This is a genomic window from Polymorphospora sp. A560, from assembly GCF_045781765.1.
Classification (GTDB): Bacteria; Actinomycetota; Actinomycetes; order Mycobacteriales; family Micromonosporaceae; genus Polymorphospora; species Polymorphospora lycopeni.
In genome coordinates this window covers 1,841,361-1,854,850 of sequence record NZ_CP122282.1, presented here as the reverse complement: position 1 = coordinate 1,854,850, position 13,490 = coordinate 1,841,361, and the positions used below count along the sequence as shown (strand labels likewise).

The 13,490-nt window shown below is 72.4% G+C and carries 10 protein-coding genes; 3 read left to right on the top strand and 7 right to left on the bottom strand.

Annotation, left to right across the window (positions count from 1 at the left end; genetic code table 11):
- Window positions 1–4: 4 nt before the first annotated feature.
- Window positions 5–2,101 (bottom strand): DUF1800 domain-containing protein, encoded by a 2,097-nt coding sequence (locus QCD66_RS08485; RefSeq protein ID WP_375736279.1) that lies wholly within the window; start codon window positions 2,099–2,101, stop codon window positions 5–7.
- Window positions 2,102–2,534: 433 nt separating this feature from the next.
- Between QCD66_RS08485 and QCD66_RS08480 the strand changes: the two genes are divergently transcribed.
- Window positions 2,535–2,783 (top strand): DUF3040 domain-containing protein, encoded by a 249-nt coding sequence (locus tag QCD66_RS08480; protein ID WP_357537800.1) that lies wholly within the window; start codon window positions 2,535–2,537, stop codon window positions 2,781–2,783.
- 59 nt (window positions 2,784–2,842) lie between these two features.
- Here QCD66_RS08480 and QCD66_RS08475 read toward each other — a convergent pair whose 3' ends face one another.
- From QCD66_RS08475 to QCD66_RS08465, 3 genes are all read right to left on the bottom strand, one after another.
- On the bottom strand, window positions 2,843–3,535 hold the full coding sequence (locus QCD66_RS08475) for a septum formation family protein (RefSeq protein WP_375736280.1): 693 nt from the start codon (window positions 3,533–3,535) through the stop codon (window positions 2,843–2,845).
- A 130-nt stretch (window positions 3,536–3,665) separates the two neighbouring features.
- Window positions 3,666–4,634 carry an SWIM zinc finger family protein gene (locus QCD66_RS08470; protein WP_375736281.1) on the bottom strand — a complete coding sequence of 323 codons (969 nt, stop codon included), beginning with the start codon at window positions 4,632–4,634 and terminating at the stop codon, window positions 3,666–3,668.
- Window positions 4,631–7,723, bottom strand: coding sequence for an SNF2-related protein (locus tag QCD66_RS08465; protein WP_375736282.1), 3,093 nt, complete (start codon window positions 7,721–7,723; stop codon window positions 4,631–4,633). The genes QCD66_RS08470 and QCD66_RS08465 overlap by 4 nt, the downstream gene beginning before the upstream one ends.
- 146 nt (window positions 7,724–7,869) lie before the next feature.
- Between QCD66_RS08465 and QCD66_RS08460 the strand changes: the two genes are divergently transcribed.
- Both QCD66_RS08460 and QCD66_RS08455 read left to right on the top strand, forming a co-directional pair.
- Window positions 7,870–8,601, top strand: coding sequence for a hypothetical protein (locus QCD66_RS08460; RefSeq protein WP_375736283.1), 732 nt, complete (start codon window positions 7,870–7,872; stop codon window positions 8,599–8,601).
- A gap of 793 nt (window positions 8,602–9,394) precedes the next feature.
- Window positions 9,395–9,646 carry a hypothetical protein gene (locus QCD66_RS08455; RefSeq protein WP_357537813.1) on the top strand — a complete coding sequence of 84 codons (252 nt, stop codon included), beginning with the start codon at window positions 9,395–9,397 and terminating at the stop codon, window positions 9,644–9,646.
- Window positions 9,647–9,829: 183 nt separating this feature from the next.
- Here QCD66_RS08455 and mdlC read toward each other — a convergent pair whose 3' ends face one another.
- The 3 genes from mdlC to QCD66_RS08440 form a co-directional block, all read right to left on the bottom strand.
- The gene (gene mdlC / locus QCD66_RS08450; protein ID WP_375736287.1) at window positions 9,830–11,425 is read right to left on the bottom strand and encodes a benzoylformate decarboxylase; all 1,596 of its coding nucleotides are present in this window, start codon (window positions 11,423–11,425) and stop codon (window positions 9,830–9,832) included.
- Between the two features lie 63 nt (window positions 11,426–11,488).
- Window positions 11,489–11,914, bottom strand: a complete 426-nt coding sequence (locus QCD66_RS08445; RefSeq protein ID WP_375736284.1) for a hypothetical protein — start codon at window positions 11,912–11,914, stop codon at window positions 11,489–11,491.
- A 795-nt stretch (window positions 11,915–12,709) separates the two neighbouring features.
- The gene (locus tag QCD66_RS08440; protein WP_364209523.1) at window positions 12,710–13,006 is read right to left on the bottom strand and encodes a hypothetical protein; all 297 of its coding nucleotides are present in this window, start codon (window positions 13,004–13,006) and stop codon (window positions 12,710–12,712) included.
- Window positions 13,007–13,490 lie beyond the last annotated feature (484 nt).

Genomic DNA, 13,490 nt, shown 5'->3' with positions numbered 1-13,490 from the left:
TGCCTCACCGGAGGTGGTGCATGGGGGAAGCGAGGATCGCCCGCGCGACGGCGACGATGGCGCCGTTGAACGTCGCGTCGACCTTCGTGTCGGCCTGGACCCCGGCGATGCCGAGGATGAGCTTCCGCTGTCCGTCGGTCAGCTTCTGGAACACCAGCCGCTGCGCCAGGGCGTCGAGGTAGGCGCCGGCGGTGGCCGGCGGCGCCGGGACCAGTTCCTGCGGCTTGCGGTAGGTGAACATCTTGCGGTTGCCGGTGAGGATGTTGCCGGCCTCGTTCCAGCCGTTGACCATCGTGCCGGCCGAGGTCCACGCGACGTAGACGTCCGGGTAGCCGTTCGGGGTGGGCTGGCCGGCCGGGAACTGGCCCAGTTCCTCCAGCTTTCCCTTGATCTGCCGCAGGCCCTCGGCGAACGCCGTCCGGTTGGGGTTGGAGTGCTGGTAACCGGCCGGGGTCTCGGCCGACACCCCGAGCACCCGGTACGTCGCCACCAGGTACTCCATCGGCCGGCGCACCTTCTGGCCGACGGACGCCCAGAATTCCGAGGCGCTGAAGAGGCTCATCAGGACCGGCTTGATCGCACCCTTGCCGGCCGTGTACGCCTTGGCCAGCCGGTCGACCAGCGACCTGGGCGGGGTGTCGGAGACGAAGCGGGTGGCCAGGTTCGTCGCGATGTAGCGGGCCGTCGAGTCGTGCAGGGCCAGGTAGCGGAAGTAGGCGTCGGCGGCCGCCTCGCCGCCCTCGGCGCTGTTGTTGGCGTGCTGGAAGCCCATGATCCGTACTTCGCCGACGTAGTGCCGCTCGGGCCGGTAGACGTACTGGTCCTCGCGGACCCCCCGGCCGGTCTGCAGCAGTGCGGCCTGCCGTACGTCGGCCTCGGTGTAGCCGCCGTCGACCCCGACCGAGTAGAGCTCGAGGTTCTCCCGGGCCAGGTTCTCGTTGACCTTGTCCTTGCTCGACTGGCTCTGGTTGAGGTAGGTCAGCAGGGCCGGGTGCCGGTTGGCGGCGACCAGCATGTCGGCGTAGTTGCCGAGCGCGTGCTTGCGGATCACCTCGGTCTCGAACGAGGCCCGCTGCGTCCGCGAACCCTCGAAGTACGCCGCCACGTGCAGGAAATCGGTCCAGAAGTCGACCATCACCTCGAAGAGCTGGCGGTCGGACCAGATCTGCCGGGCGATGGTCGCCCACACCGTCTCGTCGTCGGCGTGCACACCGTCGGCGTCGAGGGCTTCGCGCCGCTCGCGCAACTGCGGGATCGACATGCGCAGGGTCTTCAGGTCGGCGAGCCTCAGCTCGGCCGGCGTCGGCGCGATCTTGTCCGGGTCGAGCTGCTCGCGCAGCCAGGCGTCGATACCCATCCGCTTGATGTCGGCCAGCACCTTCGGCGTCGCGCCGAACGTGGCCCGCTGCGCGAGGTGCCGGATCGGGTCCTTGGCCAGGACCGTCTTGACGGTCACCTTGGTTTCCGCGGCGGCCGAGGCGGGCCCGGGGTGGCTCTTGCCGGTGACCGGCGAGTTCTTCTTCAGCACCTCACCGGCCCGCGAGCCCATGTAGCTCTCGTTCTGCTCGGTGTAGGTACGCACCGTGCTCGGCTGCTGGCCGCTGGGCCGGGCGGCGCTGCCGTCGGTGACCGCCGGGGCGGTGGCGTCCGGGCCACCGCGGCCGAGCAGCGAGTCGATCAGCCCGGCCCCCTGCGGCGACATGGCCAGGGCGGCACCGCCGGCGACGACGGCGGCCGTTCCGGTCAGCGCGACCAGCGCCCGGCGCCGGCCGCGCCGCCGCCGGTCGTCGTCCTCGTCGTCGTCGAGATCGGGCAGTACGTCGGTGGTGGACCGTCCGGGTTGGATGACGCCGTCACCCTGTGGACCGACCCAGCGCGGACCCGGGCGGGGGTCGGCGTAACCGTCGCCGGCGTAACCGTCGCCGGTACGGCCGGGTCCGGCGTGGGCACGTTCGCCGTACCCGCGCGTGGCGTGGCCGTCGCGGGGGTACGGGCCGTACCCGTCGTCGGGACGGTCGTGGGGGTCGGCGGCGGATCGCGGGCGGCCGACCCGTCGACCGTCGTCACGCGACCGGTGTGATGGCACATTCTGGTCAGGCATGTACCGTTCCGTCTTCTCTGGCTGGCACCGGCACGACCGCCTCGACGACGGGCGGGTGCGATCGGCGTCCGCTTCGGGGGTTTCCGGTGCCCAGGGGGTGTCGCCCTGCGCCCGGTTGCACGGACGGTAGCCAGCCACCCGGACCGCATCAAGGTCACCCGGACCGGCCCTGACCGGGCACTTAAGACAGCGTTCAGACGGGTACGGACGCGCCGGATCGGCGGGTCTGCGACCGGATGACCGTGAGCAGCGCCGATGTCCGCAAGCGCGCCGCCTGGGGCGGATCGCCGGATCGGTGGGCGGTCCGGACGGCACAGCCAAACTTAAGGAAGCACTAAGCGGGACCCGAAGAAGGAACAGGAGAAGCAGTTAGGGGCCCGCCGAACGGGTATCCCGGCAGCGGCCCGTTGACGTGAGGGAAAGGCCAGTACCCATGCTCAGCAGAGAGGACCAGCGCCGGTTCGAACAGATCACCCGCCGGCTGCGCAGCACCGACCCGGAGTTCGTGGCCCGAGTCGGCGACCGGGCGTCGACCCGGCGCCGCCGACTGGTCGCCGCGGTCGTGGTGGCCCTGTGGGCCGCCGTACCGCCACTCGTCGTCGTCGGTGGCTGGCTGGCCGCCACGATCTGTGCCGTGCTGCTCGGCGTGGCCGGCGCGCTGACGTTCTGGCTGCGCCGCTGAGTTGTCGCGCGGCGGCCCGACGGCGGACCGGTGCGGATGGCACCGGCCCGACGATCGGTTCAGTCCCGGATGGACCCGGTACGCGGGGTCTCGTCGAACGCGACGCAGACAACCCAGCGGTCACCGTCGGCCCAGGACTCGGCGGTCGGGAAGTAGATCATGTACTCGGCGTCCGGATCGGCGGACGGGGCATAGCCGGGCAGCCGCTCGTCGCACCCCTTGGTGGCGTACTCCCAGACCGCCTCGTCGCCTGGATAGGCTGATCCGGACATGTCGAACACCGCGAAGACCTCGCCCTGGTGCGGTTCGCCGCACTTGACCGGCGGCGGGTCGACCGTCCTGTTCTCGTCGACCTGTTCGATGCAGTCGCCGGGCACATACTGCATCGTGTAGCGCGACTGCGGCGCCCGCTCCGGCGCGTCCTGGTCCCCCGCTCCGGCGAACTCGGCGGCCACCCCGAGGATGATGGCCGACAGCAGAATGGCTCCGCTGATCGCGATGCCGGCGATGGCCAGCCCCTTGCCGCGCTGTCCACGGCGGGGGATCTGCACCAGCGCGACGATGCCGGTGATCACGCTGAGCGGGATGAGGGTCAGCAGGGCCAGCACCAGTGACGCGATGGCGAACCCGTTGACCGGTCGCGGCGGCTGCGGCATACCGGCCGGGCCGTAGCCGCCGGGTGCCGGATGGTGCGCCCCCGGGTGGACGGGGTAGGCCGGTGGGGCTGAAGGTGGGGGTGGGGGCTGTGTCACGCCCGGGAACCTAGCAGTGATCACCGACCCCCGGCCTCACCTTTACGGCCGTGCCCCGCACCGCCGATCCGGCGGAGCATGATCATCTGGACGGGTCCATGATGGACCGACTGTCGCCGGGCGGGACCGCCTACCGAGCCGGCGCGGTGGGTTCATCGGCCGACGGCTCGGCGGAACCGAACCGCTCGTAGGCCGGCCGCAGGCGTTCGGCGAGGCCCGGACCGCCGATCGCGGCGCCGGGCGGCCCCAGTTGGCGCAGCAACAGATCCGGTACGGCCGGCAGTGTCGCCGGCCGGACGGGCAACGGCACCGGCGCCCGCCAGAAGCCGTCCAGCACCTCGTCGACCGGCGGATCGGGGATGCCGGCCAGCGCCGCCGCCGCGCCGACGACCGGACCGCCGCCGCCACCGGCACGTGCTCCGGCCGACGTCCCACCGGATGTCCCACCGGGCGTCCCGGCGGGCAGGAGGGCCTGCTGCCCGGCAGCCTCCGCGCCGGGGCCGGCCGGGTCGCCGCGCCGGGTCCGCAGGTGGGCCAGCAGTTCGGCGCGGCCCCGGCCGCGCCAGTGCAGGATCTGGAACGGGTCGGCGTCGAACGCCTCGGCGAGCAGGTAGAACGTGGCGGCGAGGTGCTTGCACGGGACCGCGAAGTCGGGGCAGTTGCAGCGCAGGTCGAGTTCGCCGATCGAGGCCGGAAAGAGCGGTGCGCCGGCCGCGGCGAAGACGTCCTCCAGTTCCGGGGGCAGGTCGCCGGCGAGCAGCCGGGCGCTGAAGAACGCCTGCCCGGCCAGGGTCGCCGCCAGCCGGTCCCAGACCTCGTCGGGAAACGGCCGCAGCCCGATCGACACCCGGTACGGCGCCGGCCGGGATCCCTGGACGGTGGCGTCGACCGCGCCGGGGGCGACGTCGAGGCTGACCACCTGGCCCTTGCGGGCGTACGACCGGCCCCGGGTGAGCCGGGTGCCGAGCGCGAACGACTCCAGCACGGCGAGGAACCGCCGCGCCCACCAGGACTCGCCGATCGCGCCCCGGGTGCTGCGTGCCCGCAGCCCGCCCTCGACCGGGCGCGGCGGGCGGTAGTCGGCGAAGTCGGCGCTCACTCGACCACCGCCCCGGCGTCGAGGGCGAAGAGCGCCCGGAGGTCCGCAGTGGACAGCTCGGTGACCCACTGCTCGCCGGTGCCGACGATCTTCGCGGCCAGCCCGCGCTTGTCGCCGATCATCGCCGCGATCTTCTCCTCCACCGTGCCGGCGCAGACGAACTTGCGTACCTGGACCGACCGGCGCTGCCCGATCCGGAACGCCCGGTCGGTCGCCTGGTCCTCCACGGCCGGGTTCCACCAACGGTCGACGTGTACGACGTGGTTGGCGGCGGTCAGCGTCAGCCCGGTGCCGCCGGCCTTGAGCGACAGTACGAACAGCGCCGGCCCGCCGGGCCGCTGGAAGCGGGTCACCATCGCGTCCCGGTCGGCCTTGGCCACCCCACCGTGCAGGAAGAGCACCTCCCGCCCGGTACGCGCCGACAGGTGCGCCCGCAGCATCCCGCCGAACTCGGCGTACTGGGTGAACAGCAGCGCCTTCTCCCCCGCCGCCGCCACCTCGTCCAGGATCTCCTCCAGCCGGGCCAGCTTGCCGGAGCGTCCGGGCAGCGCCGAGCCGTCGCGCAACAGCAGCGCCGGATGGTCGCAGACCTGCTTCAGCCGGGTCATGGTGGCCAGCACCAGGCCGCGCCGCTCGATGCCCTCGCTGTTCTCGATCCGGGCCAGCATGTCGTCGACGATCGCCCGGTAGAGCGACGCCTGCTCCCCGGTCAGGTTGCACAGCACGTCCATCTCCAGCTTTTCCGGCAGGTCGGTGATGATCGACCGGTCGGTCTTGAGCCGGCGCAGCACGAACGGGCCGGTGATCCGGCGCAGCCGCTGCGCGGCCGGCTCGTCGCCGTGCCGCTCGATCGGCAACGCGTAGCGCCGCCGGAAGGTCGCGGCCGGCCCGAGCAGCCCCGGATTCGCGAACTCCATGATCGACCAGAGGTCGGCGAGGCGGTTCTCCACCGGCGTACCCGTGATCGCGATCCGGTGCCGGGCCGGCAGCGCGCGGACCGCGGCGGCCTGCCGGGTCGCCGCGTTCTTGATCGCCTGCGCCTCGTCGACGACGACCCGGTGCCAGCCGGTCTCGGCCAGCGCGACCGCGTCCCGGGCGGCGACCGAGTAGGTGGTGACGACCAGGTCGGCGCCGGCCACCGCGTCAGCGAACCGCGGCCCGCGCGCCCGGTCGGCACCGTGGTGCACGTGCACCCGCAGGTCCGGGGCGAACTTCGCGGCCTCCCGCTCCCAGTTGCCGACCAGCGACATCGGGCACACCAGCAGCGTCGGCCCGGCGTCCGGGCCGTCGCCGGCCAGCAACGCGAGCAACTGCACGGTCTTGCCCAGCCCCATGTCGTCGGCGAGGACGCCGCCGAGCCCGAGCGACTGCAGGAACGCGAGCCAGGCCAGCCCCCGCTTCTGGTACGGCCGCAGCGTCCCCCGGAAGGCCGGCGGCTCGTCGACCGGGGTCAGGTGCCGTTCGGCCTGCCCGGCGAGCAGGTCGCCGAGCGGCCCGTCGGCGCTCACCCCCAGCACCGGCAACGACTCCGGGTCATCCGGTGTGGACAGTCCGAGCCGGAGCAGGTCGGCGACGGTCATCTCGCCGCCGGCCCGGAGCAGCCTCAGGCCGGCGGCCAGCCGCTTGGCGTCCAGCTCGACCCACTGGCCGCGCAGCCGTACCAGGGGGGTCTTCAGCCGGGCCAGCTCGCCCAGCTCGTCGGCGGTCAGGGGCTCGTCGCCGAGCGACAGCTCCCACTGGTAGTCCACGATGGACTCCAGGCCGACCGCGCTCGCGGTGGCCACCGTGCCCGGCGCGGTACGGCTCCGCGCCTGCAACCGGGCGCCGAGCCGGGCGCTGGGCCGGCGCCACCACGACGGCAGCAGCACACCGAACCCGGCCGCGTGCAGCACCGGGGCACCGTCGCGCAGGAACCGGTGCGCCCCCGCCACGTCCAGCGGCAGGGCGTCCGGGCGGGCCGTACGCAGCGCGTCGTCGAGTCGCGGCCACAGCCGGCTGGCCCGGCCCAGCTCGGCGAGCAGGGTCTCCTGCGGCGAGTCCAGGTCGCCGGCCAGCGCCGGCAGCCGGTCCGGGGACGCCCACACCTGGCCGGCGTCGACCACGAGGCTGGGTTCGTCGGCGGCCTGCAACGCGAACTCGACCCGCCACCCGGTGGCCGGCCCGCCGGTCGGCGCCTGATCGGATGCTCCGGCGGGCCACGGCACGTCGTCCTCGACCGGTGGCTCGACCAGCCGGAAGCAGGCCCGGACCGGGCTGCCGCCGGCATCGCGCTGCCAGCCCGCCAGCTCGGCGGCCAGCTGCTCGCGGGCCGCCGCCCCCGCCCGGAAGGTCCGCTGCCGCCCGGTCAGGGCACCGAGCCAGGCCCGGGTCGCGCCGGCCACCCCGGTCGCCCGCCGTACGCCGGTCGCCAGCGACACCCCGTCGAGCGCCGTACGGGCCGCGGCGTCGGTGAGCGCGTCGAGCGCGTCGGCGACGAGTCCGGCCGTACCCGGGGCCGGGCCGGCGGCGGTCGGACCCGGCACGGGCGGATCGGCGACGGCGGCACGGACGGCGGGTGGCAGCGCCATCGCCAGGGCCCGCGCCCACCCGGCGTCGGCGCCGGTCAGCAGGGGACGCCACACCGCCCGGTCGCCGTCGACGCCGGGCAGGACCCGGCCCCGGGCGACCAGGTCGACGGCGAGTTCGGCGAGCGTGGCCAGGTGTCGCAGCCCGGCCCCGACGACCTGGCCGGTGCGGTCCGGCCCGCGCAACAGTTCCAGCGCGTGGTCGGCGTCGAAGACCAGGACCGGTACCCGCCAGCCGGCGAGGGTGACCTGCCCACGGGCCGGCCGGCCGGCGTCGACCCGGACCAGTTCCGGTGAGTCGAGCGGGCCGCCGCCGCGGGTCGGGAGCATCAGCAGCGCGGTGTCCGTGGCCGCCTTGCCGGCGTCGAGCGCCTCCACCAGAGCCGGATGGGGGGCCGCGAACGGATGCGGGCGCTCCCGGGGTGCGCGCCCAGCGCGCCGGGGCGGCCGGTCCGGCAGCGTCGAGTCCTCACCCCAGAGGGCGAGCCGGCCGCCGTCCAGCCACAGCCCGTGGACGACCAGCACCCGCGTTCCCCCTCCACGACGACCGCCCCAGGATAGGCCGCGCCCGGGCCCGGATCCGGGCGGCTCGGCGGAACCGCCGCCACCGAAACGGACTCGCCGGACGTGCCGGCGGTTGCTACCGTCCCCGGTGCCAGATGGGAGAAGACGTGGCAAAGCTCAACCAGATCATCGCCGTCGAAAAGGGCGTCAAGAGCAAGTCGTTCGCCGAGCTGACCGAGGCGCACCAGACGGTCCAGAAGCCGGCGCTGCTGTCCGGCCTTTCCCGCACCTACCAGCCGAAGGACGAGGAGGGCGAGCAGCTGCCGCCGGAATCGACCCGGGTGCAGGTGCAGGCCGAAGAGGTGCTGCGGCGGATCGGGACGACCCTGACCCGGCTCTTCGACGTCACCGCCACGAAGGACTGGGCCAACTGCGCCGCCAAGGCGAGCGTGGTCGTCGACGGGCGGACGATCGTCGAGGACGCGCCCGTCACCTACCTGCTCTTCCTGGAAAAGCAGCTCACCGACCTGCACACCTTCATCAAGAAGCTGCCGGTCCTCGACGCGGCCGAGTCGTGGACGCAGGACCAGTCGACCGACTCGTGGCGCACCGAGCCGGTGCGGACCATCCGGACCAAGAAGGTCCCCCGCAACCACGTGAAGGCCGAGGCGACGGAGAAGCACCCGGCGCAGGTCGAGGTCTACTACGAGGACGTGGCGGTCGGCTACTGGACGACGGTCAAGTTCTCCGGCGCGCTGCCGGCCCGGCGGGTCAACGAACTCCTCGACCGGGTGACCAAACTCCAGAACGCGGTCAAGTTCGCCCGCGAGGAGGCCAACGGCACGGAGGTGGCCGACCGGCGGGTCGGCGAGGCGGTGTTCGGCTACCTGTTCGGGTAGCCTCCATGGACTCCCCGTGGGAGCGCGGGGATGCGCGCGAGCGCAGAGGCTGAAACTGAAGTTGAAGCTGATCGAGGTGGTGACAGTGGGGGTTCGAGTCCCCCCTCCGGCACATCGGGCCGGGGTAGCCCAACTGGCAGAGGCAGCCCCTCTTGAAACTCAGACTATCGCTCCAGGATCAGCATTCGTCGCCGAACGTCAGGTCGATCGGGTACGGACGATGACGCTGGATGCGGGTTCAACTCCCGCCCGCTGCTCTGAACATGCGGCGGTAGTTTAATGGTAAAACCCGCGTTCTCATGAATGATCCGCACCCTTAAACGTGTTGACGTGAGCAATTGGGCGGCAAACCGAGGGCCCGGGGATTGGACACATCCCCGGGCCTCACCATTTCCCCACCCCGCTACGGCGGTGGCAGCCGCACGAGCGGGGCCGGAGGGCGGGCCCGGCCGCGGTGTCGCCGCGGTGTCGCCGCGGATCCCGCCGGGCGGGCTCGCACGGGGCCGGCCGGGCGGGCGTACCGCTGTCGTGGCCCACAGCGATTTCGCTGTGGATACGCCGAATTCGCTGTGGACAGCACCAGCAACCCTCCCACCCGGCGGGCCCGGGTGGCGGTGCCGGCACGGACGGCGGAGCCAGCGCCCACGGCGTGACGTCCGTCGGTGGTACGCCGCACGCGGGAAGCCTCGGCCCGTCGCGCCGGACGGCCCGGGCCGGCGGTGGTCGTACGCGTTGCTGACCGCGCGGATCCCGATCCGCTGCGGCAGGCGCGAGATCCGCACAGGATGGGGGCATGGCATCCACCACGCAGATCCCCTTGGTCGACGGCCCGGCGGCGGGTACGACGGTCACCGCCGAACTGGACCGCAACGGCCGGCCGGCGCTGACCCACCATCACCAGGTCAGCGGAGAACTCCACGACGCCGAGGTCTACGAACTCCAGGCGGCCGACGGCGTCGGCGGCTGGATCTACCGCTGGCGTGGCCCGGCCGGCGCGCTGCCGACCCTGCCCACCCCGCCCAACCCCACAGCACCCCCCGCCTAACCTCCACCCCACCCGCACCCACCCCACCCCCACCCGCACCCGCCCCACCGCACCCGCCCCGCCCGACCGCACCCGCCGCACGCCCACACCGCGCGGCTTGCGTCGATCAAGGGGATGTATACGGCCAACCGGGCAGCTTTCCCACGACTTCTCCTTGATCAGCGCCCGGCGGGTGGGCGCGGGCTACAGGATCGGGGGTACGTCGGAGGTGATCGGGACCGCCAGGACCGTGGGCCCGTCGGCGCGTACGGCGGCCGCCAGCGACACCGCGAGCGCGTCGGGCGACTCGACGACCGCCGCCTCGCACCCGAACCCGCGCGCGATCGTCGGGATGTCCAGCCCCGGCAGGTCCAGCCCCGGCACCCCGGGCGCGTGCTTGTGCTCGGCGAACGACTTCAGGATCGCGTACTGGCGGTTGACCGGCACCACGAACACGACCGGCAGCCGCTGCTGCGCCGCCGTCCACAGCGCCTGCACCGAATACTGGAACGAGCCGTCGCCGATGACCGCGACCACCGGACGCTGCCGGCCGGTGTGCCGTTCGCCGAGCGCGATGCCGACCGCCGCCGGCAGGCCGAAGCCGAGGCCGCCGCTGGCCATCGTGAAGTACGACATCGGCCGGGTCACCGGCAGCCGCCGGCGCAGGGCGGCCAGGTTCGACGGCGTCTCCTGCACGAGCACCCCGTCGTCCGGCCAGTGCCTGCCCAGCGTGGCGAAGAGGCAGTCGGGCGACATCGGCGTACCCGGCTCCGGCGGGTCGGCGGGCGGCCGGGCCGGCGGCATCGGCCGGTCGGGCGGCGGCAGCAGGTCGGCGAGGGCGGCGCAGACGAGGCCGGCGTCGCCGAGCAGACTGTCGCCGACCGGGGCACGGGCGGCCTCGGCCGGGTCGTCGGTGACGTGCAGCAGCCGGGCGCCGGACGGCAGGTAGTCGCCGGGGACGTACGGGTAGTAACGGAAGACCGGGGCGCCGATCACAAGAATCGTGTCGTGCCCCTTCAGCTTGTCGGTCAGCGGCCCGATCGCGTACGGCAGCACCCCCTGGTACTGCGGATGGTCCTCGGGAAAGCCGGCCCGCTCGGGTGCCGGCGCCGACCACACGGGTGCCCGGAGACGTTCGGCGAGCGCGACCGCGGCCGGCCAGCCGTCGGCCCGGTCGACCGCCGCCCCGACGACCAGCACCGGGTCGCGGCTCGCGGTTAGCGCGTCGGCGAAGTCCGCGAGCCGCCGCGGGTCCGCGCCGATCCGGGTGCTGACCTGCCGTACGACGGGCCCGCCGGCCGCCTCCTGCTGCCAGTCGTCGTACGGCAGCGACAGGAACACCGGCCCCGCCGGCGGCTGCACGGCGGCCGCGTACGCCCGCATCAACGCGCCCGGGATGTCCTGGGCGCGGGCCGGTTCGTAGCTCCACTTGACGTACGGCTGGGCGAGTTCCGGGGCGCGCAGGGCGGTCAGCCGCGGCTCGATGAGCAACATCTCGCGGGTCTGCTGGCCGGCGGTCACGATCAGCGGCGTCTTGTTGTGCCAGGCGGTGGCGAGGTTGCCCATGCCGTTGCCGGTGCCGGGCGCGGTGTGCAGGTTGACGTGCGCGGGCCTGCGGGTGACCTGCGCGTACCCGTCGGCCATCGCCACCGCCGACGCCTCCTGCAGCGCCAGGACGTAGCAGAAGTCGGGCGGGAACTGCTGGAGGAACGGCTCCTCGGTCGAGCCGGGGTTGCCGAAGACCGTGGTCATCTCCAGCTGTCGGAGCAGGTCGTACGTCACCTCGCGCACCGTTGCCATGCGCTGCACGTACCCACGTCACCGCCCGCTATCCGGCCCGGTGCCGCCCAACGGCCAGGCTGGTCAAGGGAGACTACGTTCCTGGTACGCCAGCAGCCGCAATTCCACCCAGTCCTGCGCTGCCGCGCCCAGCAGCTCCTGGACGCGAGCTTTGCCCTCCTCGATGACCACGTCCTGGAAGCAGGCACAGTCGATCAGGTTCCGGCCGTCGAGCGCACACATGGTGATACCGATGATCTGGACGCCGCGCGCCGCGATGACAGCGTTGTCATCGATGAACGGCAGCGGCACCCGGGAGGCGATCTCCTCAGCCAGTCGCCGGGCGAATGGTGGCGAGCCAAGTCGACCAACCACCCATCCGGCGAAGTCGCCAATGGTCAGATGCAGTCGCTGCTGTCCCGTCAGGATTCCCCGGGCGAGCCTGGCCAGCGCCCGGCACTTGCCCGCCCCCACCGCCTTCCGGGTCGAGTTCCAGGTCGTCGGCGACACATACCGGGTTGCTCTGACCTGGATGGTCCGGACTCGATCCGATGCGAGGGCGGGACCTGCCTGCGCCGCAGCCTCCCGGACGAGCCGGTCCCTGGCCGCCACGGCTTCCCGGGGCCCGCGCGGTGCTGCCGGCGACGACACCGTCCGCTGCCTGGGTATGCGAGGCACTGCCAGCGATGGCGTGCCGAATCCCTGGTGGGTCCGACAGCGTTCGCCCGGACTGGATACCAGGCGCTTGCATTTCGTGCCGTCCCGCGTGGGCGCCCCGCATTCGACCCTGCCGGTACGTCGCGGTGGCGCCTCGGCCAAGCGGTGGTGCCGACACCTGGCCCCCGCGGACGCCACCCGAACCTGACACTTCGTCCCATCCTGAGTCCGAGCCCCGCATTTTGCCATAACCCACGATGCCGAGACGATTACCGCAACACCAAGAGATTGACCGGCAAGAATATTGCCCGATCATCCGATACTCGGAAGCAGCGAACATGCGCTCAGCCCACCGCGAAGCCCGAACGCGAGGAGCGACGCGCCCTCCACCTCGACGCCGAGCCGGGCACCTGACCATCTTGATCGTCTGCTTTTCAGACAGCCGACACGCCGTACCACCAACGCCTGAACAGCAGACGATCATGGCAACCCGGAACGAACGGCGAGTTCTCGCCTTGCAAGCGAGGGGTCGCAGGTTCGAAACCTGCCGCGCCCACCACGTATCCACCAGCGCCGAAGAGGCACCCTCGCGAGAGGGTGCCTCTTGGTGGAGCAACTGAACAACGGTGCGGAGGTTGGAGGTTCCTGTTACCAGTTGCAGTTGGCGGCCGGGATCCAGCCGTCCTGCGCCGGCGCCTCGGCCCCGTGCCCGTAGTACCAGGTCTGAATGTGGCTGCCGCCGTAGATCGAGTGAACGCGGAAGCCTCGTCCGGGGCTCAGGGTGCGCAGGACGCCGCCCCAGGGCTGGTCGCGCAGCCAGGTGGCCTGGTTGGTCACGCAGATGTCACCAGGGCCGTCGCTGGCGGCGGCCGGCGCGGACGCCACCACCGATCCGGCGGCGAGGACGACCATAACCGCCAGCACACGTACAACATTGCGCTTCATGCGCTTCCTCTCGGTCGAATGCCTTGCGGGCGGATCGATTATGCCCAACGTCACCGACATGGCAAGTCGGGCCGCCCGAGCAGCAGATTTGGGCGCACATCACGTGTTGTGGAAGACTCTTTGGCCACCGGAGGTGGTGCCGATGGAGAGCGCCTGAGGCACATCGTGAACTGGTGCAGAAGTAAAGTGCCGCCCTTTGTTACGCGACTTTTCGAGGTGTCCGGCCGGCCTGCTCCCGCAAATGACGGAAGCGATTGAATCGCGGCGATCAGGAAAGATCACGAAGATCGACCGGGATCTGTATGGCCCGGCCGGCCAACGGACGTGGCCGTACGCTACGGCGTTTGCGGGTCCGCCCCGCGGGGCCTCCGGCGGTCCTCGGTCGGCCCGTAGCGCCTCGTGTCGTGGCCACACGGATCGCGCACGGACTCAACGGTTCACGGCGCTGCGCAACTGGTCGGGCACCGCCACCCGAATGCGCCGT